Source organism: Streptomyces pristinaespiralis (assembly GCF_001278075.1).
Classification (GTDB): Bacteria; Actinomycetota; Actinomycetes; order Streptomycetales; family Streptomycetaceae; genus Streptomyces; species Streptomyces pristinaespiralis.
The window spans coordinates 8,451,170-8,474,059 of the sequence record NZ_CP011340.1 but is presented as its reverse complement, the minus strand read 5'-3'; the positions used below and the strand labels follow the sequence as shown (position 1 = coordinate 8,474,059).

Sequence of the window (22,890 nt, the reverse complement as noted above, 5' to 3'; positions counted from 1 at the left end):
CACCACCCCTGGAAGCAACACGGCGGCGGCCTCCCGAACGCAGCGCTGATCGGTCACGCTGCTGCGCGTCCCAGGTGAAGCTGTCCGGTCGACTCCGCTTCCCGGCAGACGTGCGGTCCCCTTCACTGAGCCCAGGCGCAAATGCTGAACGAGGCTGCTCGCTCAGCGGTGGGCTGCCATATGGTGGAGGCGGCGTGGATACCTCGGGCCACACCAAGGAAGAGCAGCCCCAGTGAGGCGGCCGATGCGACCCACTCCCCAGGCAACCGCGGCGCCGGTCACCAACATCGTCCACACCCACGGCCGCACGCAGTACGTGCACATCGGCAGTCCAACGGGGCTTGCCACCCTGAGCTGGCCGCTGCAGGCAGAAGCGTCGTAGGGACGCCGCCGCCCTGCAATGCCCGTTGCCTTCGGAGTCCTGTGGTCTTGGAGCGACGGGTACTGGGGGCCGGAGCTGTCAGACTCGCCCTGCGGGACACGTGCCGTCACGCGCTGGACGACGGTCGGTACGGCAGCCTGCTGCTTCCAGCCCCCGCTCAGCAGTCGCTGTTCGATGCGTTGGATTGAGACGCCTGACACTCAGACGACGATGCCCACTGGCACTCCCCCGCAGACCATCAGTCGCCGACCACAGCGCCGACACTTTCCCCGCGCCGATCTCGAGCCCCGCCTCCGCCAGCAGCCGGCGCATCTCGACCGCCTGGAGCAGGACTAGAGGCGTCGGCAGAGAGGATCAACATTTCGTGACCTTGGTCCCCTTGGTGTATCAGTCCAGAGGTCCCCGTGGTGAGCCTTCTGGCGGCGGGGTGTTGGCCAAGCGTGCAAATGACGTGCAGCGGCGGTGGCCAAGAGCGACGATAAGGGCGGGCGAACGGTCGTGACTGTTGTTCCGTGTCTACAAGTCGTTGCCTTCCTTACAGCCTCGGGGAGCACGGGTGTAGCGGTCATGCCGGATGTTCTCCCTGGAATCGCGTTACCTGCTGGAGGAACCCAATGACCGACCGGCCTGGACCGCAGCTGCCCGACGAGCCCGAAGGCAGCGCGGAGCAAATCCCGGCACCGGCGGCCATGCCCGTCGTGAGTGCGAAGAAGGCGGAGCGTCCGTCCCCTCGGCTGGACGTGTCCTACACTCCCGTGTCCAACGGCATGGACTACCTGGTGAGCGTCTTTCAACACCTGACGGAAGGTGCGACACCTCCGAGCGCCCGTGACCTCAAGTACACGGTGCTTCACCTTCAGGCGGCCACCGAGGTACTGCTCAAGGCCCGTCTGGCGCGCGAGCACTTTAGCCTTATCTTCGCCGACCCCACCGAGGCGACTCACGACGCGTGGCAGAAGGGCGACTTCAAGAGCTGCGGCACCCTGGACGCGTTCGACCGGCTCCGCAACATCGCCCGCCTCGCAATCGAAGAGGACGACCGGAAACGGATCAAAGACCTATCGGACCACCGCAACGCCCTTCAGCACTACGGGCTGAAGCACAACGCGTACGCCATCGAGTCGCGTGCGGCGAGGGTGCTCGACTTCCTGATCGCTTTCATCCACAGACACCTCATCCCGGAACTCGAACCCGCCGAAGCTAAGGGCGTCGAGCAAGACATGGACTCGTTCCGGTTGAAACTCAAGGGCATCGAGACGCTGGTCAAGCAGCGCATGAATAACCTCCGGAGCGAGCTGGCCAAGGTCACCGACGTGACGGTGAAGTGCCCCGACTGCGAGCAGTGGGCCTTGGTCGCTAACGGCAGGGACGAGGGCCCGACCTGCCTGTTCTGCCACCAGGTATGGCCGCAGGATCCAGAGTCCGCAGCCGCCAACTATGCATGGATCATCTTGGGGCTGGACAACTACTCCGCCATCAAGGACGGTGGAGACTCTCCGGTGGTCGAGTGTCCGGACTGCGAAATAGGCGCTCTGGTGATCGAAGCGGTGACCGCGGCGGGCCAGCCCGATGCAACGCCCCTGTGCTTCTCGTGCGGCACCGTATTCAAGAACTTGATCGACTGTGAAGGTGGTTGCGGGACTGTCCTCGACATCGGCCCCGACGAAGATGCGATCCACATATGTCGCAACTGCATTGAAAACCGCTACGCGCGGTTCTGATGGCCAGGCCCAGCCACTCGTCATTCGCCCCTCGTGAGAGGAGCCCATGGCTCGACGGCCGCACGAGGCAGCCCGGCATGAATGTGCGCTCCTGACGGGCTGTCCAAATGGAGATGGTCACCCTATGCGATCACTCGCAGGACGCCGCACCTGCCCGCCATGCTCAACCCGAAGGGGGGATCCCGCGTGATCGTGCTGCCGCTCGTCCCCGATGTTCCCGTCTACGGCATCGGGACGGCAGACCAGCCGTTCCCGGCAGTGGTCGGTATTGAGGAGCCGTTCGACTCGGCGCACGCGGAGATTCCGAAGGAGCTCCGCGAAAGGAAGGAACGCATCGAGGCGTTCACCCAGCAGAAGCGGACCGCGGTGGCGGCGGTGAACAGTGGGGTGCCGCTGGAGGAGGTGGCCCGGTGGGCGGAAATGCCCACCGAGGTGCTGAGGAGGATGCTGACGGCAGGCAAGCAGGAAACATGCGGTGGTACTGGCATCACAGGATCGTGAGGCTCACGGACGCGGACCCGACGCTGGAGGCGGCGCCGAGCACGAACCGCTGATCCAATGCGGCCTGCTCCTTCACGCACCGGTTGGCAACCGCCGGATGCAGGCCGCCGATATGCCGGCATGGCGCCAGCGGCGGACAGGCCGGTGGTTCTTGACTCCCCGGCCTGCTTCGCTTCCTCATTCCCGCAGCACGATCTGCTCCGTGCCTCCACCGCCTACTTGGCGCGACCCCTTCGGCGGCGCTCCCAACAAGCTTTGCAGCCTGTACCTCTTTTCGTGCGCTGGTCGGGAGTAGTGGTCCACTTGTGGCCGCAGGCTGCGCAGCGCCAAAGACACCGTTTCCCGGAACCTGGCCCAATATCCCAAGCTGTAAGCATCGCGTCATCGATTACCTTGACCAGCTCTTTCGCGAGGTCGGGGTTGAGGTCAGCCAGCGATTGCCCTGCAGCGGGGCGCCGGCGTGCTGCGCCGCGGCGTTTCACGCTGCATGGAGGACAGCCACTCTTCCGACCTGGGATTGTGCGCGCGTTTGGAGTCGCCTCCCACTCGTGGCCACAGACCGAGCACTGCCACAAGCACTTCAGCCCGCTGCCTCGCCGGAGATCTTGCGCGGTCATCAGCGGGTCGCTGATCACCTTGACGAGTTCCGCAGCAATGTCCGGTTCGCGATCCTCGAGCGACTCGCCGGACTTCGGACGGATGATCGCTTGAGCGAGTTTCTGCCGCCCACAGTCCGGACACCCTTGTCCGCGCAGCGTCCGCTTGTCGAGCCTTGCTTCCCAGGTACGCAAACACATCTGGCACTGCCAGACGCAACGGTCTGTGCAGCCGGGCGGCATCCAGTCCACACCTCGGCCTGGGTGATCAAGATTGCGCCGGAACTCGTCCGCAAGATGTGGGGCAGCGTCTCGAGCCGATGGGCTAGGAGGCGCAGCGCAGACCTCGGACCACCTCCTGGTTGCTGCGGTAAGTGCGCTTGTGATCCCATCCTGGTCAAGGTCTTTCCAAGCGATGCCTTGGGCATCGAGCGATCGCCCGATCACTCGAGCCCATGACCAGGCGTTGAGCCCTGGCGCTACTTCGACGTGCACGTAGCCGTCTACGCCTAGCACTGGAAGGCCGCGATGACGTGCTCGAAGGACGGCATGCCCATTGGCAATCAGTTGCTGCGTCTTACGGGTATCCCGATCGACGCCCTCCGACGACGCATGGCTCCCCATCGGGTCCAACTCGATGATGAGCGGCACTTCGGGCAGCCGAAGGTCTACCTCGCGGCGTCGTCCGGTGGCAAGCGTGACTGTCTGATGAAGCTCTACGACGAGCCCGGTAGCGGCAGACAGCAGCGCTGCGACCTCGAACTCCAACCGGGAGCGGCCGTGAGTCCTGCAATCGGGGCAACCATTTCCTGCGGTCCGGTCAACAACCCGCGCGGACCACAGATGCGCGCTGTCGCACTCCCATTCGCAGAGATAGTGGCTAGCCGGACCGAGACGATCAGGACCGCGGCCCGGCATCTCGATGTTGCGGCGGAACTGGCGTGCGATGTCGGGCCGTAGCGCCTTGAGGGACTTGGCGGGAGACGGGGCCCTATTGGAAGTCCGGTGACACTCAGGGCAGCCGGTCTGGTTGGTACCCGTACGGCTGCTGAGCTTAGCCGACCACGTTGAGGAGCATGCGCGACACTTCCACCGACACAGGTCGGCAACGCCGCCACTCATAGCCTCCCACGGTGTACCGGGCCGGCTCAGGTTCTCAACGAACTCGTCCGCGACAAGGTCGCGACGACACGCCAGGCACAGCGGATGCTTGGCCCTGTTCCGGGCTCCACACTGCTGGCAGCGATCGGGGTCAGGCTCTGACGCAGATGCGATACCACTGCCAGGCCCAGGAGGTGGCGGGGGCGGCACGCTTCGGGCAGCCAGGGCGTACGGCTCCCCAGTCTCCTTCATCCGCTGGCGCACGGTCTTCTTGCGGGCGTTGCCCCTGGTCACGGACCGATCTCCTTCTCGGCGTGCCCCACGCGCAGCGCCGTGATAACGGCATGACCCAACCACTCGCGAATCGGAGATCCTTGGCCAACTCCCAGACAGCGTGGGTTGAGTTCCGGAGTCGCACAGGCTGGCGAAGTCAGCCGTCAGTCACTCTAGCGTGACTGTGCGTTTCTGTCCGCAGCTTGGTGAAATGGCAGCAAGCCGCCAACTGGGGGCTGATTGGTGACTTACGCCTCTGGCGGACTGGTCCCGCCCCCGCGTGGGCCAGGGGATGGCCGGTGCGGGGACTTGGCCCTCTCCCGTTACTGCTGGCCGAGCCAGGCGAGAATCAGGCCACCAATAACGGTGCCCGTCGCCTGGACTGCGACGTGGACCGCGAACTCAAGGAGTCGCTGCCGCTTGCTGGGCTTGCTGTTGTGCATGAGATGTCCCCTCTCAACTGATGAAGCTTGAGAGAGAGCCCGCCCCCAAGATACCTGCTCAGCTTGCGGGTTGAAGGCCGAGCCCCGAACCCTGTGAGACGCACCACGCGAGGGAGTAGAAGGATACGCACCAGCGCACCTCGCGATTCAATGAGATGGACGTCAGAGCGCGACCGTGCAAAGAAGGGCGGTCATAGAAAGTCCTCCCAGACGGTGCCACCGTCAGCCCAGGTCCACAGCCATTGGCGTAGTGAGGCGGTTGCATGGCGCAGGCCGCCGCGAAGGCTTGCACCAGATCCAGCCATGATGGCGGCATGCTTTGTGCCAGGTTGCGTTCGTAGGAGGCCAGCCGGCGCAATCACCGGTGACCTCACCGTCCGCACCACCCTCACCGAGGACAGGGCCAGCGCGTGCATGCCGTCCAGTACATCGGCGCCGACAAGTGGTACACCCTCACCGGCGGCACCGCCCTCATCCCCACCGGGGCCTCGCTGCCTACACCGTGACCTTCTTGGCCGCATCCGCCGTGGCCAAGGCGTCGGCGTACCCAGCCGCCGCCTCACTGTCAGAGGGCGGCGTTACGCTCGCTGGCTCTAGGACCGAAAACGGGTGGGGCATGACGGACAACGCATCGATCCACGTCGGCAGTCTTCTCAGCGGAGATGACCCGATCGATGACGCCAGCCAGGACTTGCTGCAGCGTGCGGACCTCGCTGATGTGTTCGCCGTGGAAATCCGTCGAACGTCCGCGAAGCACGGCGCAGTTGTCGCACTGACGGGGAAGTGGGGTTCGGGCAAGACGTCGCTGGCGAATCTCACCTGCAGCGCTCTGGACGCGGTCGATGACGTGCACGTCGTCCAGTTCAACCCGTGGTTCTTCTCCGGCACGGACCAGCTCATGCGGTTCTTCTTCGACGAATTGGCCGGGCAGTTGCGGGACGGGCGCCGGCTGAAGGACAAACTCAAGGACGCGGGCCGCACCGTCGCTGAGCGGCTGGGCAGGTACTCAGCCGCCCTGTCGCCACTGAAGTTCGTCCCCGGAGCCGGCGTCGTCCTGGACGGCGCAAGCGCGGTCGCCGCGGGGACGTCGAAACTCCTTGGCGAGGAACAGGGGACCATCCATGAACAACGAGCGCAGCTCACTGAGCTCCTGATCAAACTGCCAGGACGGATCGTGGTGTTCATCGATGACATTGACCGGCTGTCACAGCAGGAGATCCGAGATCTCTTCCGCCTGGTGCGTCTGACCGGCTCGTTCCCGAACATCGTCTACGTCCTGTGCTTCGACCGCGAGGTGGTGGAGGCGGCGTTGACGGATGAGGCGGTCAGAGGATCCGCGTACCTGGAGAAGATCGTGAAGATGTCGGTGGAGGTGCCGCCGCTGCCCACGCAGGCACTCTCCCCGGTCATCGCGGAAGGACTGGCACAGGCGCTCGACGGGATCGAGTCCGGGCTGTTCCATGCGTCGCGGTGGCCGGACGTGCTCGTGCAACTGATTCTCCCGATGTTCTCCACCATCCGGGATGTGAAGCGGTATCTGGCATCGGTGCCACTGGCCGTGCGAAGCCTGGGTCTGGAGGTGAATCTGGTCGACGTTCTGGCGCTTGAGGCCCTTCGCGTGCGCTATCCCGCAGCGCACGCGATGCTGCCGACTGCCGCAGACCTGCTGGCGCCAGCCAAGACGATGTACCGGCCCAGCACAGACCGGGCAGCACGTGAGGAAGCGTTCGTGGAAGAGTTCACCGGCCTCTTGAACGGCCACGCCCGGACGGTCGTCCACCTGCTGTTCCCGGCCGCCGAGCGGCTTTTCGGCGGCCCGAATTACGGCTCTGACTGGATCCCGGCCTGGGAGCGGGACCGGCGGGTCGCCTGCAGCACGGTACTGGACTTCTATCTCCATCGCAGGCTTCCGGCCGGACGGGCACCCGCTGCGGGCATCGACCAGGCCGTGGCCTGCATCGGCGACGAGAGCGCGCTCGACGAGGTACTGGGGCAGGTGCCGGATGCCCTGCTGGACGACACGCTCAAGCGTCTGGTCCCCCATTGTCGCGACCTGCCTGAGGAGAGCGTGCTGTCTACGGCTGCGGCGTTGATGCGGCAGCTGCCGCGGGTCCGGCTGGGCTCCACGGGCATGTATTCCCCCGGCGGTGAATGGGCGGTGCTGAGCCCGGTGAGTGTTCTGCTGCGCAACCTCCGCGGCGACGCGGTTGATCCCACCGTCCGCAACCTCTTTCACGGCATCCCGAGCCTGTACGGAAAGGTCCTTCTGCTCGACATCGCCGCGGGCCGTCCAGGCAAGCAGGGCTTGATTCCAGATGAATCCGCCCGGTTGCTCAGGCAGGAACTTGCCTCCCAGCTCCGCACGGCTGGGCCCGAGGACCTTGCCGACGAGCGGATGCTGCTGCGAACGGTCCTTGTGGCAGCAGCAGACGGTCCGCCTGTCCTTGAGCCGGCCTTCGATGCCCGCGTCGTCGCGCGCCTGCTGGAAAGCGGAGTGGCGCCGGTACACAGCCAGACGATGGGTAGCGTGGCCGTGCGGACCGAGAAGCAGCTCAGGTGGGACTCCCTGGTGAGCGTCTACGGCGGGGAAGCGCATCTGGCCGAGGCCGTCGCGTTGTTGCAGCAGTGCCTGCAGGAGGGGACGGTCGAGCTGAACGAGGACCTGGCGGCCGCTCTGGCTCTGTACGAGAAGTACGCGACAGGCTGGCGCCCCAAGGAGTTCTGACCACGCACCATGCTCCGCGGGCGGCTCGCGCCACGTCTTCCCCATCACCGACTGCCCGCCCACCGTGCTTCGTAGCGTTCTGGCACCAGCTCAGCAAGGCACGGCCAGTGCGGAGGCCTGCGGTCAGAAGGCCCGCACCGCGCAGTGGCGCGGTCGTGCGGTGGAACGCCAGCATCGCCTGCACCGCCAAGGACTGCCCGGGAAAGGGCCTTGCCGTATTCAGCGGCAGCAGGAGCGTGGTGCTCTCAGGTCCAGACATACCAAGTCGGCAAGAGCAAGGGGCTGCTCCACCAGCGCTCCGCCACAATCTTCCTGTTCGTCGCGCTGACCGGCATCGGCGCCAGCTTGTTCGCCATCCTCACCGTGAATTCCTGGCCCGTGGCCGTCACCGCCGGGGCAACCGCCGCCGGCTTGTTCGTCGACCGAATCATGGAATGAATCTGCCTCAGCGTGCCCACAACCACCTCGGTCAGTCGCGGCACTGTGCCGCGACGGCATGCTCGCCGGGCGTTACCAGTGGCGCAGTGCCTCGGTCAGTTCCTGACGCCATTGATCTCGCCCGGGATCGTCGTCGTCTGGTTCTCCGCCCAGGGCGAGGACCTGGTCGGTGATGTTGTAGGTGATGCGGTAGGCAAGCAGGGATGTCGCTGCCTCCAGCCAGTCCTCTGTCTTGCGGGTCGGCGCAACCGGGCCGAGCACCGTCACGAACCACATGGGCAGCAGTGACCTGGCCCGGATCGCCTCCGCGATGCGATTGCGCAGTTTCTGGTACAGCTGCTTCTGAGCCTCGATGCCTTCGGTGAGGAGCTCGGCATCGCGCACCCGCGTCTCACGGTCCCGGGCCAGCGCGGCCCGCGCACGCCGGGCGTAGGGGGCACGGTGGCTTGCCGTTCGAGCGTACTGGTCAGCCTGGTGTCGGGCCGTGGTGAAGGCCTGGCTGGCCTGCTCGTGCTGGGGTGTGCCGAACGCTGTGCTGGCCAGGGTTTCGGCAGCAGTCAGGACTGCCGCGTACTGCTCGTTGCGCTGCTCGACGGCCTCTTGGTGGGAGCGGATGGAGGAGGAATTGCTGTCCCGCTCAACGTGTGTGAGAAGCATGGTGCGGGCTGCGCGGGCTTTGCCGGCGAGTACGCCAAGGGCGCGCCACGAAGCGGGAAACGAGTCGAAGTCGGCGCGGGGCATCTTGTCCGCGGCCGCCAGGTTCGCCTCCATCAGCTGGATGCGCGCGGTCAGCTTCTTCAGGGCCCGGCCGGTGTCGGCGATGTGTCCGCGGGCTTCGGTGTCCAGGTCCTCGAGGTTGCTGCGGACTTCGTCGGCCTTGTCGTCGGCGTCGCTCACCGCGCTGCGGATGCTGCGGAGTTCGTGTTCGAGGTCGTCGATGTAGCCGAAGCTTGTCTTCAGTGACTCCAGGTCGTTTTCCAGGTCCTCGATGCGGCTGTCCAAGCTCCGTATCTTGTAGCTGTAGTCGTCGCTCAGGCTCACCTGGACTGTCCCTTCTTGACCGCGTCGCCCGGTCCTTCGCTGACCGTGACGGCGAGGACGAGCCACCCGATGATGGCGAGGATCACGAACCACAGTGAGATCACGCTCAAGGTAATGAGCGCGACCAGCAAGCACTCCAGGTGCAGGCCGATGGTCAAGTGCCGGTAGAAGCGGTGGTTCTTGTCCGTGACCTTCTGGAAGGAGAGGGACAGTGTGGCGATGCAGTGGGGTACCAGCACCACCAGCCACCAAGCCGAGTGCCCCAGGGCGAAGGTGAGCACGATCAGCGCGAGCGCGACAGCGGTCTGCCCCAGCCACGAGATCCGCACGATGCGCTCGCTCAGCTGCCGCTCGGGCTCAGCAAGCTTGGCGGGGATGGTCTTTTCGAATGCCAGGAGCTCGTCGGCCGCCTGGAGCAGCCGGGCGTACTCGGCACCGAAGTTCTCATCCCCTGCCTCATACCGGGCCGTCTCACCATGACGGGCGAGAAGCCTTTGCTGCAGTTGCCGGTACTCGGCTTCTATCTCATGCCGTACCTTGCTCACTGCTCCGTCCCCCTGACCACGGACCGACGTCTGACGTCCAAGGCCTTCCCACGGGCAGTACGCCACAGCCCGAAATTGATCGACGGTATCCAGCCGTATTTTCGAGGTCCGTTCCAGTCAGGACAAAGTGGGTGCCCCGGCCCGGCATCACACTCACCATCCTGAACTGAGTTCAGGACAGTCGCCAGCCGCAACTTCTTCTCACTGGTCATCACTCTCATGCTCCCGTTGTGCCGTTCCTTCCTTGTAGAGCAGACGGCAAGGCAAAACGTCCAAGGCGAGTGCGCCGGCGTCCCACCGCTTCGTCGCCGACGCAAAGCTACGGTTAACGGCGCTGCGCTTCTCTCGATCGCCCACACTGGGACTGCCGCCTCGGATGGTCCCCGCAGACGCAACTCCGCCCGCATGACCGGCCTTTGGATGCGTGCTGCAGGGTGTCTTCGGGCGGACGACCTGCGAACTCCGCGCTCAAGCCCCGGCTCAGGGTCTCACGGCGCCCGGCGTGGAGGCGCTGTGCCCTACCGGCGGAAGCCTCGCCCGGGATCGCGGACGCTGTGGCTGCCGAAGGGCTCGAACCAGGCGGCCGCCCTGAGGTCGCCCACACCCACGGACTGGTTCGCTAGGTCCTCCGGGTCTGCGATACCGCCGAGTTTCGGGTCGAAGAGCATCAGGACGTCGTGGTCCTGGAACAGCAGATCGGAACAGTCGTCCCAGCTGTAGTCGTCGCCGTGTTCGGGGAGCGTGTGGTGGGGATCCGTGGGTGGGCGATCTTCCAGGTGGGTGGGGGCGTCCTCGATGGCCAGGTGCAGGGCCATCTCCTCCGCAGTGCAGGTGGGTTCGGGCCACTTGCCCCGGGCGAGGTCTGCGGCCAGGTCGTCGAAGGCGCGCGCCATGCGCCGCCGCCATCGGTGGTCGGCCGTCCAGGTGAGCGGAGGCAGCCGGTCGAAGACTTCCCAGGTGGTGGCGTCGGCGTCCGGCAGGAACTGGTCCCCCAGGCGGTGTGCGTCGTCGTAGGCCTGGTCTGCGAGGAGAACGAGGGCTGTGTGGAGCAGGTCGGCGGTGCGGGGGGTGAGCTGCCAGCCGCACTCCTCGCAGTCGGGGTCCTCGCCTTTGCAGGGGCAGTCCCGTACGGCGAAGAGGGCGGCGAAGTTCGGCGTCTGCTCACCGGCTGCGGGCCTTTTGCGCTGCTGGCGCAGGCGCCAGCCGTGGACGAACCGGGTGACGACGGGCGCTGCGCTCCAGTCGGCCAGTTCGTCGCCGTCTTCGACGCTCAGCACCTCTGCCGAGCTTTGGTCTTCCAGCGTCTGGCTGCCAGTGACGTCGCTGTCCTCGGTGAGGGTGATCACGGCGCCGGCCAGGTCGCGTGGGTCGTCGTCGCCGAGTTCGGACGCCGGCAGCGGTTCCCAGCCGCGGCGGGCAGCGGCGTGAAGGAGCGCGTCTTCGTCGGTGATGTGGAACTCGCGCAGGTGGGTGATCCGCACGACCTTCCCCGGCAGGTCCTTGAGCCGCGGATGGCCCGCCGCTGCGGGCGCTGCCGAGGAATCCGGTTCGTCGTCGAACGGCTCCGAGTCCGGGTCCGTCGCCGTGAGCAAGGTGCCGGGTTCTGCGGGCCAGGTCCCGCTCGCGGCTCGCGTGACGGCCTGGCGCAGGGAGCCGGCCGGTGCATCCGGCATCTGGGCCGTCAGAGCGGTCAGTTCGTCATCGACGGCTGCGGCGTCACGCAGCGCCAGGACCCGGCGCAGAATGCCTGTCGCCTCGAAGGCGTGCTCAGGGTTTTTGCAGGTCAGAACGGCGGTCAGAGAACTGGGCCCGTGGTCGTGCGCCAGCAGGGCCAGCACGCGGCTCTTGCTGGAGGTGTGTTCGCACAGGAACTCGATGGCCCGGGCCACGGTCGGCGATGACGTCATCGCGGGACTCCAAAAGAGGAAGAGCGCGGGGCACACCGGACGGGCGGCGCACGCGCACAGACAGGAACCCGCTGGTGGACACGGTGCGGCCGCGTCCCCGGACGGTGAAAGAGGCAAGTTGGGGTGCCAGTTGGTGTCCTCGCTACGAACGAAGACCCGGACTCGGCTGACACAGACACTACCCGCGCCTGGCGGCGCGTACCCCGGACATCTACAAAAGAGCGGGATCTGCCGGGCACCGCCACCGCCACGCCAAAGGTCTGTCGCAAGCGGAAGAGCGGCACGCTGCGGTAGGAGATCGTGCAGCGTCTGTAACGACGGCGCGATGGGACCGTGCTGAGCAGTCCACGGGCGGCGAGTGTGACGCGGCGCAGCTCGTCGGCGAACCGGTTGGCCACCTCAGCGTTCCAGGCGGCCGTTTCCTCATCCTGGTCGGGCAGGAGGCGCGCGAGCGTCGTGCACGGCGTCACGCGGTTGCGTCGGGTCAGGTCGACGTATTCGTCCTGGCTCTCCGCGATGACAGTGATCACGCGCCGGAAGCGGTCCTCGTGTTGCTGCTTGATGCGCGTCAGGTCAGCGACGGTGTGGAGGGTACGGCCGTTCTTGCCGTCCACTTGTTCGTGGTGCGTGGGGCAGAGGATCAGCAGGTTGTCGAAGTCCGCGCGCTCCTGATTGGTCATAGAGGAGTCCAACCGTGCGGACCCCTTCTTGGCACCGCGGATGTGTGCGATCTCGCCTACCCAGTCGTCATTCTCGTTGAGCAGCCGCGTTCCGCAGCCAGGCTAGGCGCATTCGTTCCCGCTCAGTAGCCATAGCTCTCGGGAAACTTCTGTTCCTGGTGCCAGCCGCTTGGGTGCCTCTGGTTTGTCTACCTGCTTGGGTTGGGGGGCGGGCCCGCGTCGTCGATCTGGTGGCCATGGTTCCTCTCGTTCGCGGTGTGCTGCTGTAGGTTCTCAACTTCAGTGTCAGGCGCCGACCCTGTGACCTGGATATTTCCCTTGAGTCTCACGATGTGTCGGCAGGCGGCTGTCTCAGATCGGTGTCATTTCCTCAGGCTGGCCAGCAGGCTGCAACGCGGCCCGGGGCGTCACGAACCTGCATCGGCAACCATCCGTTCCACCCACTCACACACCTTCGTTGCACACGAACGTCCCGAGCGTCGTCGCCGACAAGGGCCTGCGGGACTACGGACGGGTTGATCAGCCCATAATTGGAGTCAGTGCCGAGCGACCCGGCGCATCGCACCCGCCCCGGGTGCACTCACCGCGATCGGAGAGCATCGTGAAGAACAGCGCGTTGTGGCGAGTGGTTGACAACGAGAGTGGTACCCAGTCCATCGTCAGCACGCCCTCCGAGGCGGTCGCGTTCGTCAACAGCCGGTTCGACACCGATGACGACGACGAGCCGTTCAGCATCACCAAGGTCGGCCCTCTCCTTCCGAAGCCGCTCGGGGTCATCACCGCATGGGCAGCCAAGAAGGACGGCGAGCGAACCGACGGGCGTACTGCCCCGATCACCATCAGGCCGGTTGTGACGGACAACGCCAGCGAGTGCGATGACGTCGTACTCTGGGGCGACGTGTACGTCTCCTGGGACCACGACATGTACACCGTCGAGGAGCCGGACAGCTCCGAGTACAGCGAGGCTTACAGCGCCGCCGAGTTGAGCGCGATCCTCGACGAGTACGCCGACGACTACGAGTACGCGCCTGAAGGGCCTGAAGGGCCCGACAGCCACAGGTGGCCGAAACCGGAAGAGTTGATCACCTACGGCGCCCAGGAGTGTGCCAAGCGGTTCGGGCACCTCGACGACGACGCCCTGCTGTGGCTCGCTGCCACCCGCATCACGCTCGCCGTGTGGCGCAACACACCCGTCGAGAACTGGCATGCCGGGAAGAGTCCGCTGCACGACGGCACAATGATGCGGATCAACACGGCAACCACCCGACTCGTGCGCTCGATGCTGTCGTTCGACCATGTCGACTGGATCGGTCTCGGTCTCGCGATCGTCAACCCGTCCCGGGTTCTACCGACCGGGCAGTCTGTGCTCGAGCTCGGGCTGGCCTGCCACAACCCTGACGACCCGGCACACGAGGTTGATCCGCGCGTAGAACTCGCGGGGATGGCACAGGTCGCGATCTCATGGGGGCGAAGGTACTGCCTTACCGAGAAGGAGTTCGGCCTGCGAACTCTGATCGAATCCTTCTGCGCGTCCGACAACGGCTGGTTCGGAGCACCGAGTTGGGGGCGCATCGTCGATCGGTTCCTTACGGCTGTCGACGACCGGGAGAATGCGCACTGGCGCATACACCGGGACAAGCCTTGGTTCGACAAGTGGTTCACCAACCGGCCGGCCGACATTGCGGACACCACGGAATTTCGTCGGCTGCTCCTTGCCGGGCCCGACCTGCTGTCCGAGGAGGCCGCCGAATGGTGCGTGGAAGGTGCCATCGGCTACGTCTGCCAGGACGACCACGCAAACGGCTGCCCGCGGTGCGGTATCCCGCTGGCAACGGAGTCCTCAAACGAGTGACGGCAGTGGCCAGCGATTCTCAGTCCGTGTCAGTTCGGCCAGTCACATGACATCGCGACTGAGAAAATGACACGGGATCTGAGAACCTACAGCTGCAGGGGTTAGGTCTGGGCCATGTCGACGAAGCGGGAGTAGTGGCCCTGGAAGGCGACGGTGATGGTCGCGGTGGGTCCGTGGCGGTGTTTGGCCACGATAAAGTCGGCCTCGCCGGCGCGGGGGGAGTCCTTCTCGTAGGCGTCCTCGCAGTGCAGGAGGATGACGAGGTCGCGTTGTCCTCGAGGGCGCCGGAGTCCCGCAGGTCGTTGATCATGGGTTTCTTGTCGGTGCGCTGCTCTGGGCTGCGGTTGAGGGTGGAGATCGCGACGATCGGCAGGCGGAGTTCCTTGGCGAGGAGTTTCAGGCAGCGGGCGATCTCGGAGATTTCCTCGTAGCGGGAGCCGAGCGGTCTGGTGCCGTAGGTGAGCAAGTGGACGGCGTCGACGACGATGAGCTGAACGCCTGCCCGGGCCTGCAGGTAGCGGCAGTGGGCGCGCAGGTCGTGGACGTTGGAGTAGGCGCCGTCCTGGATGTAGATCGGGGCGGCGCTGACGTCGGGCATCCGTCGGGCGAGGCGGGTCCAGTCCTCGTCGGTCATGGTGCCGGAGCGCATGTGGTGCAGCGCGACGCGGGCTTCGGCGGACAGCAGCCGCATGCCGATCTCGTTGCGGTCGGCTTCGAGGGAGAACACGGCGCTGGGCAGGTTGTGCTTGATGCTGGCGCAGCGGACGAAGTCGAGGGCGAGGGTGGACTTGCCCATGGCGGGCCGGGCGGCGATGACGGTGAGCTGGCCGGGGTGGAGTCCGCCGGTGAGGGAGTCCAGGTCGGTGAAGCCGGTGGGCACGCCGGGCAGGGTTGCGTCGCGGCCGCCGGTTGCCTCGATCCAGTCGAGGGTGTCCTCCATGACGTCGCCGAGCGGGCTGGCCGGCGGTAGCAGGGGGCGCCGGGTGGTGGCGGCGAAGATCTCGGCTTGCGCCTGGTCGGCGATGCGGTCCACGGCGTCCAGGTCGGCATCGGAGGCCAGGTTCTCGATGTGGATCGCGGCGATCTTGGTTCGGCGCAGCATGGCCGCGTTCTGTACGCGGTCGGCATTGGTCTGCCAGCTCCGAGCAGAGGAAGGCCCGTTGACGAGGGCGGTGATGTAGGCGGAGCCGCCGGCCTTCTCCAGGCTGCCCTGCTGGGTGAGGCGGGCGGCTACGGCGAGCGGGTCGGTGGTCTCGCCCCGCCCGTACAGGTCGAGGATCGTCGTGTAGATCAGATCGTGGGCGGGCCGGTAGAAGTCGTGCCCGTGGAGGGTGTCGACAATGTCGGCGATCGCGTCCTTGGACAGCAGCATCGCCCTCAGCACTCCCTTCTCCGCTTCAAGATCGTGCGGATGGTGCAGTGCGGCGTCGTTGTCGTCGATGGTCACCCCGGTTCCCTCTCCCCCATGTCCGTTTCCCAGGTCCCGCTGGCCGCAGCACGCGGCATCAGGTCAGAGTAGCCACGCTCGGGTCTGCATGATCACCGTTTCGGCCTGCCCACCGGAGGAGGGGTTGGTCTGCTTCGCACGGGAGTTGACGGGCCTGTCGGTTCAGAGCCGCCTCGATGGCGGGGTCGGGCGGCGCAGTTGTCGGCTCCGGTCGTGGTGTACGTAAGCTGTCCGGCATCGGGGGCAGCAAAGGAACCTGGGAGGGGTTTTCCTTCACCAGACGGATATGGCGCACCGTGCCCGCACCGAGCACGTCATTGAGCCCTTGCACCAGCCGGTCCGCCACGAGCCGTGTGTTGGTCAGCCAGGCAGCCGAGGGGCCGGCCAGGGTGAGCGTCCCGGTCTCGGAGTCGAAGTCGGTGGGGACCACGTGCTGGGCCAGGGGGCCGGCCACCGAATGCCAGGCTGGCAGCGGCGAGGCCTCGGACACGGCGAACAGGTCAAGCAGGACTCGCGCGAGAAGGACCGGCGGGGTCCGTCCCCGCACGCGTTGCCGGCGGACGGCGGGGGCGCGCTCGGTGAAGCGGCCCCGCCGGGCGTCCTCGCGAGCCCGGCGCAGGGCCAGTGCCGCCAGATCGACGCGTGCCTCGCTGCCCGGGTGCTGGTCGTTCAAAGTTCGACCTGGCGGAGCGCCGGGGTACCCCAGACCCGGACGACGCTGTGGTCGGTGAAGGCGTACACCAGCCGATAGGCCGGCGCTGCCTGCGGACCCTGGTACAGCCGGCTCAGGTACTGCTCGGCTTCGGGCTCGCTGTGGCGGGGAGTGCCGCACATCTGCCAGGCCAGCCCGTTCCACATCTCGGGGACCCAGCGCTTCCTCGGCTGCGGCTGGTCCTCACGGATCCTGTGGCTCGAGGGCACGCGTGCCGACGCCTCATCGTCCTCCCCGCCGGCGGAGCGCGGATTCGGTACGCGCGTCCCCGATCGCCGGCGGGTCTCGCACAGCAGACACAGGTCCGCGGCGTCCGGGCCGACGGGGCCGCCCGGGTGCTCGGGACAGCGGGTGGTCGGCTTGGAGGTGCTGACCGCGTCGTCCAGCAGGGCCAGGGCCCGCTCGAGGTCCTGGCGGATCTCCTGAGTGTTGGTGTCGGCGTCGTGGTCTTCGAGTCACGGGAAGGCCCCCAAGATCTCCTTCATCATGCCGGGCTGACAGCCAGGCGACCGGACCGGCCAAGGCGGGCACCGTAACCCTGGCAGCGTGCACGACCAGGACCGCCATGGCCAGCAAACTCGCTACGCTCCCTTACGGCCCACCACCTCCGACCAGCACAAACCCCGCACCTGCTATAGCAGTCGGCGTGAGAATGACCTGGCCTTTCGTCACCCATGTCAGCAACAGGTGAGCACCATCCATCAGTGCCAACTACCAGGTCACCGAGGCTGCACCACTGACATTTAGATGACGATGCCCAGCTGACACTTCCCCGCAGACTTTCAGTACGGACGAGGTCCGCGGGGCGCGGCTCGCCGCCCTGCAGACCGCGCTGGTGACAGCGTCCGCAGAGGAGGGCTTCCGCCGGACGCTGGTGTTCCACCACGTGGTGAAGGAGGCCGAAGCGTTCGCGGCCGGGCTTCCCGACATCGCCGCGCAGCTGAACACCAGCGACCCGGAGCTGTACCCCAAGACGATCTGGGCCAACTGGCTGTGCGGCGACCACAAGCCGCTCCACCGCCGTCGGCTGCTCGGGGAGTTCGCGGCCGGGATCACAGGCGACGGCAGCGTGGTGGAGAAGTGCTTCCTGTGCTCGGTGAAGGTCCTGGGCGAGGGCGTCGACACCAAGAACTGCGACTCCGTGTACTGGGCGGATGTACGCGGGTCGATGCCGGACCTGGCCCAGGCCGTGGGCCGGGCGCTGCGGATGCAGCCGGGCGAGGGCAAGGTGGCAAGCCTGGTGGTGCCGGTACTGCTCGGTCCGGGCGAGACGGCGGACAACATGCTCACCTCGCGGGCCTTCGGCGGGTTGGCGAAGCTGTTGGAGGCGCTGCGCGCGCACGACGCCCGCGTCGTGGAGGCTCTGGCGGAGCAGCAGGCGCAGAGCCGCGTCACAGGCGTCCGGAGCCGCAGCGGGAGCCCGGAGAACCGAGGCGAGGGGATCGGGTCTGGTGGGCCGTCGGCGCCCGCGCGGGCGCTGCTGAAGTTCTCCACGCCGCGCGACCCGGCACAGTTGGCTGCGTTCATCAACCTGCGCGTCCTCGACCCCGAGCACGAGCACTGGCGGCGCGGCGTGGAAGCCGCCGTCATCTACGCCCGCGAACACGGCGACCTCCGCGTCCCATTCACATACCGCGTGCCGGAGGGCGAGGAAGCCGAGGGGGTCGGATGGCCGGCGTCACTCGCCAACTTCCCGCTGGGGCAGTGGACCGCCGACGCCAGGAGGTTTTACGCCCGCGGCGACATGGACGAGGACCGCATCGCCCAGCTGGAGAGGCTGGGCATGATCTGGTCCCACTTCGACGTCGCCTGGGAGGAAGGCCTGGTCGCCGCGCGCGGATGGGCGGCCGAACACGGCCATCTCCTGGCCCCGCTGGACGCCACCCACCAGGGCTACAAGGTCGGCATCTGGCTCAAGAACCAGCGGGCCGCCGCCCGGCGCGCTCAGGACCTCGAGCAGCGCCAGGCCGAGGGACTGCCGGTCCAGTCGTGGTCCGGCGCCCTGTCGGAGGAACGCCGCGAGCAGTTGGAGGACATCGATCCGTCCTGGTGCCCGGCCTGGTCGGTGGAATGGCAGCGCTGTTTCCACCTCACCCGCCTGCATTTGGAGGAGGTCGGCGGCGAACTGCCCACCGAGCCGGGTGACGTCGTACACCGGGGCGAGGACCTCGGGCGGTGGGTCCGTGCGCAGCGGCTCGGCTTCGACAAGCTCACCGGCGTGCAGCAGTGGATGTGCGAACACGTCCTCGGCATCACACCCGCCACCGAGGACGAGAAGCCGAAACTACGCACCAGCCAGGCGGAGAAGTGGGCGATGCACCTCGCCGCGGCCCGGCAGTTCTTCGAGCGCGAGGGACATCTGAAGGTGCCACGCAAACACACCGAACGGATCATCCTCGGCAAGGACCAGGAACAGCGAGAGCTCCGGCTCGGGGCGTGGATCAGCAACCAGCGCAGCCGGGCCACGACGCTGTCCCCGGAACGGGTGGAGCAGCTGTCCGCGATCGGGATGCGATGGACGTAAGGCACAGGCGCAGGCAGTCCAGTGCCGAGCACGGTACTGCGGGATGTACCGCCTGCCCGTAGGTGAGGTGCACACCGAGAATCAGGGTGGGCGTGAGGGTGCGACAGCGCAGCCACCGCGGATGCCGTGGCGCTCTGGGCCGGTCGCGGTCTGTCATCGGGCCGGTCAGCGGGCACTCAATGGGGGCAACTGGCAGGCCCGCCCGGCCGAATCCGGCCCTGCATCCGGAAACGCACGCCGCTGTGTTGCGGGTGGCGGTGAAGTCGATGAGCTGCTCGGGGATGCCGGCGAGTTCCATGACCGGCCGCAGGCCCGGGGGGGGTACCGGGCCCCGGTCGCGAGGTCGAACTGCTCGCAGATCTCTTCCATGAGCCGCTGGTTGTAGAGCTCGGACAGCGCGACGGCGTACTCGAGGAACGGGCGGGTGTGCAGGGTGCCCCATCGGCCGTCCAAGCGGCGGACTTTGACCGACAGCAGCACATGGTCGTGGAGCAGCGGGCCGCCGTCGCGGTCCTCGAAGTGCCGGAACCGTGCGGCAATCACGCCCGTACGGGCGCGCCACGGGCCAGGCACCATCAGGCGCCCATCCGACCGGCGGCCCGGCCGATGCCCGCAGAGCCGGACCTGCAGAGCTCCGGTGCAACAGCACCGCAGACAAGCCAGAGTCCCCGCAGCGGGACGTGACGGCCACCACGGGGGCTCTCGCTCAGCAACCCCAAAGAGGCACTTGGATCAAGCCGAAGGTGCACCGCTCGTGAAGCCGTCACAGTGACCGTTGCGCGAACGGCTGGCAGTACGTCATCGGTTTCTTCGTCGCGTGGTGATCCAAAGGCTGGTGAAGAGGGCGATGCCGAGGGCGCCGAGGCCTACCCCGGCGTAACCGACGAGTTCCCCCCAGGCTTCGTTCTCCTTCTCCTCGTCATAGCTGAAGCTTTCGCCGCCGCTGAAGCTCGCACACCACTGACCGGGTCTCATCGGGCTGCCGTCACACTCGACGGCGTCGCCGTTCAAAAGCGCCTCGGCGTTCATGAAGAACATGGTCGAGCCGACGATGACCAGAACATAGGCCAGGACCGTGAGCCATGGACGAGTCGTCATTTCACCACCCTGCAGACGCATACAGACTGCCGCGAACGGTAGCGAACGATCGTCATACATCTGGGAGTTCAGAAACAAGCCCTGCGGCCCGCCGGTACGATGATCATGTGACCGATCGCCGCAACCTCGGCACAGGCCCCGAGACTCCCGCGCACCTCCACGCCGCCCAGGCCGACCTGCTCGACACACTGCCCGGCGTCCACCTGCCAGATTTGGACGAGCTGCGAGCCCGCGGAACCCTCGGAGTACGCCCCACCGCATCGCTGAGTCCGCGACGGAGCCTCGGAGCGGGCTGCCCCCAGGACGCGGAGCTCAACCGGTAACCGGATGTCACCAATATTCCGGCGTCGGCACGAGCGGCGCACAGGTTCCTCGGTCACCTCACAGGAACGCCCCTGCCTGGGGAAACAGGGTCCACACCTCATAGGCGTCACAGGGTGCTGGCCGGGTCGATGACGGTTTCCAGGCCGTCGGGCAGCAGGTCCATCTCCCGGTACCAGTCGCGCAGGTGAGCCTTGGTGACGTGCTGCAGATACTCGGCATCGGGTTTAGTCGCGTGCCGGAGCACCGTCTCCGGGTAGGGCACGTGGAGGTAGTAGCAGCGGGAGACGCCACTGTGTGCGCGCAGCAGGTCCTGGAGCATTGCGCCGTAGCGGTCGGCGTACAGGATGCCGTCCACGACGACGTGGAAGCCGTTGTCCAGGGCGTAGCGGGCGGTCAGGTCGATCAGGCCGATGTTCGCAGCCCCGGGCCGGTCGCGTTCGCGCAGCACGATCCGACGCAGGTTGTCCTGGCCGACGATCGCGAGGTTGCGGCCGAACTTCTCACGCAGGCCGGCTGCGACGGATGACTTCCCCGAGGCACTGTTGCCGCGGACCACGATGAGGCGTGTGTCTTCGGTTCCCACCACGACCGGCACGATAACGGCGGCCATTGACATGAGCCGCTCTCACTGGGCTGCAAAGTACGTAGGGAGTTCGTGGAAAGCTTCGTCGCCGAGGACCTTGTGGCGGGCTGGCCGGCCCGGACGCGCCCCGGTCCCCCGACCTGTATCCGTGCGTCGGCTGTCCCTCGCCGTGGGAGGCGTGCGTCAGGGGCGCAGGCCAGTGTGTGCGAGGGCGACCGCGCTGAGGGTGGCGATGGCCTCCTGGTCGCCCCGGCGCCAGGCGTCGGCGAATCCGCCGGGCGGGGTGGGCAGCTTGACGAGGGCGGCAGGCGAGCCGGTGAGGGCGCGCAGGGCGAGCAGGTCGGCGCCGCCGGGCGCGTCGGCGAGACGGCGGACGGTCATGCTGTGGCGGATCCAGAGCAGGCGCGGGGGGAGCCACAGAACCAGGATGAGGAGCACGGGGAGGACGATGAGAGCCGTGGCCGTCACGTCGGCGACCTGGGCGACGGTCTCCTGGAGCGATGCGCCGGCGTCCGCGAAGCCGGTACTGGCGTCGGCTGCGGACTGGAGCGGCTGCTGCAGAACGTCGCCGATGAGCGGTACGTCTGACGCCGCGTCCCCGACGTTGCCGAGTTCCTCGGCGAGGCCGTCTCCGGAGCTCTCGACCTTCCGCCCCGGCTCGGCGAGCAGCATGATCATGTCGCGGACGAAGAATGCCGCCCACACCGTGAGGGCGATCAGGGCCACGGCGATCAGGTCCACGAGCACCTGGCGGTTCCGGCGTGCGGGGATCTCGGCGTAGAGGCGCAACGGCGGGCTCCTGTTCTGTTCAGGACGTCGAGGAGAATCGGCCGTCCCGCCAGCGACTCGGCCGGACGGTCTCGGGGGCGACTCTTCCACCGCGCTCCCCGGGCAAACGTGCAAGACGCGGACCGTGGCCGGCCCCGGTCGACGACGATCGTTTCGGGCAGGACGACGGGCCTGGCCACCGTGCCGGCCAGGCGCTCGTCCAGCGGGGCCAACCGCTGGTGAGGCAGCGCGCGGGCGTGATCCATGTGCAGGACCCCGCTCGGGCCCGGTCCTGCGGTGGGAGGGCCGGGCCCGACGTCTCAGCCGGTCACGGTGTTCCCCTGCGGCCGCATCGCCTTGTTGAGCGTGGGGTTGGTGTCGCTCTTCTTCTCGGTTCCGATCATCGTCGTGCTGGTGAAGGCGTCGACGAAGTCCGGCTGGGGCGGCGGAGCCGGGGCGGGAGTAGAAGATTCCGTGAGGCGGGAGGCTGTCAGCCTCCGTTCATACGATCACGGCATGTCTGATGCCTTCACCGTCTTGTGGACCCATGACACGTGCCGGGCTCTGCGCAAGGCGGGCCGCGTGGGCGAGCGACCGCCGGTCGCCTTCAGCGGCATTCATTCCTCCCTGCCCGCGTGGACGGGTGCGCGTGCTGGGGACGAGGTGTACGCGCTGCACGTCAACCGGTGCGAGGTGTTCCTGGTGAGCCGGCTGCGGGTGATCGACTTGGAGCGGCGCGCCTGCTGTGGCACTCCCCCCGCAACATGGGAAGACCCGGCGTACTCCGGGCACGGCGACTGGTCGATGCTCGGTGCCGATGGCTGCGGCGCCGTGGCAGTCCATGTGGACGCGACGCCCGTACGCTTCGATGTGCCGATCCCCGGCGAACTGCTTGCGAGGCCTACCTGGCGTAACCGCCGAGGACAGACCCGCAGCCTGAAGCACGTGGTGGATGGCCGTCTCGAGCGCTCGGTCAGTCTTCAGGGGTTCTACCGTCTGACCTCCGAGTCGGCTGACGAGTCGGCCGAAGTCGTCACCAGCGCTCTCTCTTGATGCGGACGAGCGTTGGATCACGCCATCCCTCTCGCCAACACTGACCTGTTTTCCTCGTCAGGCACACGTGAATCGACCGGGGCCGGGCTGCGGTGCCTCCCGATGTGGGGGTTCTGGCACAGATCTTGGGGAGCGGTCGCGGAGGGTTACGGAAGCACGATCATCTTGCGAGGCAA

At 66.9% G+C, this 22,890-nt stretch carries 19 protein-coding genes and 1 pseudogene; 8 read left to right on the top strand and 12 right to left on the bottom strand.

Annotation, left to right across the window (positions count from 1 at the left end; translation table 11 throughout):
- The first annotated feature begins 996 nt into the window (after positions 1–996).
- Both SPRI_RS36225 and SPRI_RS39670 read left to right on the top strand, forming a co-directional pair.
- Positions 997–2,103 (top strand): hypothetical protein, encoded by a 1,107-nt coding sequence (locus tag SPRI_RS36225; RefSeq protein ID WP_005322187.1) that lies wholly within the window; start codon positions 997–999, stop codon positions 2,101–2,103.
- Between the two features lie 186 nt (positions 2,104–2,289).
- Positions 2,290–2,604 carry a hypothetical protein gene (locus tag SPRI_RS39670; protein ID WP_238996192.1) on the top strand — a complete coding sequence of 105 codons (315 nt, stop codon included), beginning with the start codon at positions 2,290–2,292 and terminating at the stop codon, positions 2,602–2,604.
- A 215-nt stretch (positions 2,605–2,819) separates the two neighbouring features.
- On the opposite strand, the gene SPRI_RS40020 is transcribed toward SPRI_RS39670, so the two are convergent.
- Positions 2,820–4,553: a zinc-ribbon domain-containing protein gene (locus tag SPRI_RS40020; protein WP_359660367.1), complete on the bottom strand. Its 1,734-nt coding sequence runs from the start codon at positions 4,551–4,553 to the stop codon at positions 2,820–2,822.
- A 1,080-nt stretch (positions 4,554–5,633) separates the two neighbouring features.
- On the opposite strand from SPRI_RS40020, the gene SPRI_RS36215 reads away from it, so the two are divergent.
- On the top strand, positions 5,634–7,742 hold the full coding sequence (locus tag SPRI_RS36215) for a KAP family P-loop NTPase fold protein (RefSeq protein ID WP_063805317.1): 2,109 nt from the start codon (positions 5,634–5,636) through the stop codon (positions 7,740–7,742).
- A gap of 210 nt (positions 7,743–7,952) precedes the next feature.
- Positions 7,953–8,180: a hypothetical protein gene (locus tag SPRI_RS36210; RefSeq protein WP_005322180.1), complete on the top strand. Its 228-nt coding sequence runs from the start codon at positions 7,953–7,955 to the stop codon at positions 8,178–8,180.
- A gap of 72 nt (positions 8,181–8,252) precedes the next feature.
- Here SPRI_RS36210 and SPRI_RS39665 read toward each other — a convergent pair whose 3' ends face one another.
- The 4 genes from SPRI_RS39665 to SPRI_RS38675 all read right to left on the bottom strand — a co-directional run bounded on the left by SPRI_RS39665 (position 8,253) and on the right by SPRI_RS38675 (position 12,353).
- Positions 8,253–9,221, bottom strand: coding sequence for a coiled-coil domain-containing protein (locus tag SPRI_RS39665; protein ID WP_234020483.1), 969 nt, complete (start codon positions 9,219–9,221; stop codon positions 8,253–8,255).
- Entirely contained in the window at positions 9,218–9,766 is a 549-nt protein-coding gene (locus tag SPRI_RS36200) for a hypothetical protein (RefSeq protein ID WP_037775682.1), read from the bottom strand. The genes SPRI_RS39665 and SPRI_RS36200 overlap by 4 nt, the downstream gene beginning before the upstream one ends.
- A gap of 518 nt (positions 9,767–10,284) precedes the next feature.
- Entirely contained in the window at positions 10,285–11,673 is a 1,389-nt protein-coding gene (locus SPRI_RS38990) for a hypothetical protein (protein ID WP_050791661.1), read from the bottom strand.
- Positions 11,670–12,353 carry a hypothetical protein gene (locus SPRI_RS38675; protein ID WP_158685261.1) on the bottom strand — a complete coding sequence of 228 codons (684 nt, stop codon included), beginning with the start codon at positions 12,351–12,353 and terminating at the stop codon, positions 11,670–11,672. Before SPRI_RS38675 ends, SPRI_RS38990 begins: the two co-directional genes overlap by 4 nt.
- Positions 12,354–12,954: 601 nt before the next feature.
- Between SPRI_RS38675 and SPRI_RS36190 the strand changes: the two genes are divergently transcribed.
- The gene (locus SPRI_RS36190) at positions 12,955–14,205 is read left to right on the top strand and encodes a hypothetical protein (protein WP_005322175.1); all 1,251 of its coding nucleotides are present in this window, start codon (positions 12,955–12,957) and stop codon (positions 14,203–14,205) included.
- A gap of 101 nt (positions 14,206–14,306) precedes the next feature.
- Here the strand turns inward: SPRI_RS36190 and dnaB are convergent.
- From dnaB to SPRI_RS38670, 3 genes and pseudogenes are all read right to left on the bottom strand, one after another.
- Positions 14,307–15,577 (bottom strand): annotated as a pseudogene (dnaB, locus tag SPRI_RS36185) (replicative DNA helicase).
- Between the two features lie 133 nt (positions 15,578–15,710).
- Positions 15,711–16,325, bottom strand: coding sequence for a DciA family protein (locus SPRI_RS37715; RefSeq protein ID WP_005322173.1), 615 nt, complete (start codon positions 16,323–16,325; stop codon positions 15,711–15,713).
- Positions 16,322–16,573 (bottom strand): hypothetical protein, encoded by a 252-nt coding sequence (locus SPRI_RS38670; RefSeq protein WP_005322172.1) that lies wholly within the window; start codon positions 16,571–16,573, stop codon positions 16,322–16,324. The genes SPRI_RS37715 and SPRI_RS38670 overlap by 4 nt, the downstream gene beginning before the upstream one ends.
- 626 nt (positions 16,574–17,199) lie before the next feature.
- On the opposite strand from SPRI_RS38670, the gene SPRI_RS36175 reads away from it, so the two are divergent.
- Positions 17,200–18,888: a Helicase associated domain protein gene (locus SPRI_RS36175; protein WP_005322170.1), complete on the top strand. Its 1,689-nt coding sequence runs from the start codon at positions 17,200–17,202 to the stop codon at positions 18,886–18,888.
- Between the two features lie 165 nt (positions 18,889–19,053).
- Here SPRI_RS36175 and SPRI_RS36170 read toward each other — a convergent pair whose 3' ends face one another.
- A complete protein-coding gene (locus tag SPRI_RS36170) occupies positions 19,054–19,431 on the bottom strand; it encodes a relaxase domain-containing protein (protein ID WP_053556604.1) in 378 nt (125 codons plus the stop codon).
- Between the two features lie 255 nt (positions 19,432–19,686).
- Positions 19,687–19,986 carry a hypothetical protein gene (locus SPRI_RS36165; RefSeq protein WP_106428505.1) on the bottom strand — a complete coding sequence of 100 codons (300 nt, stop codon included), beginning with the start codon at positions 19,984–19,986 and terminating at the stop codon, positions 19,687–19,689.
- A gap of 107 nt (positions 19,987–20,093) precedes the next feature.
- Here SPRI_RS36165 and SPRI_RS38665 point away from each other — a divergent pair, with 107 nt between their 5' ends.
- The gene (locus SPRI_RS38665) at positions 20,094–20,309 is read left to right on the top strand and encodes a hypothetical protein (RefSeq protein WP_158685259.1); all 216 of its coding nucleotides are present in this window, start codon (positions 20,094–20,096) and stop codon (positions 20,307–20,309) included.
- A gap of 107 nt (positions 20,310–20,416) precedes the next feature.
- On the opposite strand, the gene SPRI_RS36155 is transcribed toward SPRI_RS38665, so the two are convergent.
- Both SPRI_RS36155 and SPRI_RS36150 read right to left on the bottom strand, forming a co-directional pair.
- On the bottom strand, positions 20,417–20,926 hold the full coding sequence (locus SPRI_RS36155) for an AAA family ATPase (RefSeq protein ID WP_005322163.1): 510 nt from the start codon (positions 20,924–20,926) through the stop codon (positions 20,417–20,419).
- Between the two features lie 150 nt (positions 20,927–21,076).
- Positions 21,077–21,682 (bottom strand): hypothetical protein, encoded by a 606-nt coding sequence (locus SPRI_RS36150; RefSeq protein WP_037775674.1) that lies wholly within the window; start codon positions 21,680–21,682, stop codon positions 21,077–21,079.
- A gap of 354 nt (positions 21,683–22,036) precedes the next feature.
- Between SPRI_RS36150 and SPRI_RS36145 the strand changes: the two genes are divergently transcribed.
- Positions 22,037–22,714 carry a hypothetical protein gene (locus SPRI_RS36145; RefSeq protein WP_234020482.1) on the top strand — a complete coding sequence of 226 codons (678 nt, stop codon included), beginning with the start codon at positions 22,037–22,039 and terminating at the stop codon, positions 22,712–22,714.
- Positions 22,715–22,890: the final 176 nt, after the last annotated feature.

Coding starts and splice junctions, on each gene's coding strand:
- SPRI_RS36225 (WP_005322187.1), top strand. CDS start 997: ATGACCGACCGGCCTGGACCGCAGCTGCCCGACGAGCCCGAAGGCAGC.
- SPRI_RS40020 (WP_359660367.1), bottom strand. CDS start 4,553: ATGAAGGAGACTGGGGAGCCGTACGCCCTGGCTGCCCGAAGCGTGCCG.
- SPRI_RS36215 (WP_063805317.1), top strand. CDS start 5,634: ATGACGGACAACGCATCGATCCACGTCGGCAGTCTTCTCAGCGGAGAT.
- SPRI_RS38990 (WP_050791661.1), bottom strand. CDS start 11,673: ATGACGTCATCGCCGACCGTGGCCCGGGCCATCGAGTTCCTGTGCGAA.
- SPRI_RS38675 (WP_158685261.1), bottom strand. CDS start 12,353: ATGACCAATCAGGAGCGCGCGGACTTCGACAACCTGCTGATCCTCTGC.
- SPRI_RS36165 (WP_106428505.1), bottom strand. CDS start 19,986: ATGACGACTCGTCCATGGCTCACGGTCCTGGCCTATGTTCTGGTCATC.
- SPRI_RS36155 (WP_005322163.1), bottom strand. CDS start 20,926: ATGTCAATGGCCGCCGTTATCGTGCCGGTCGTGGTGGGAACCGAAGAC.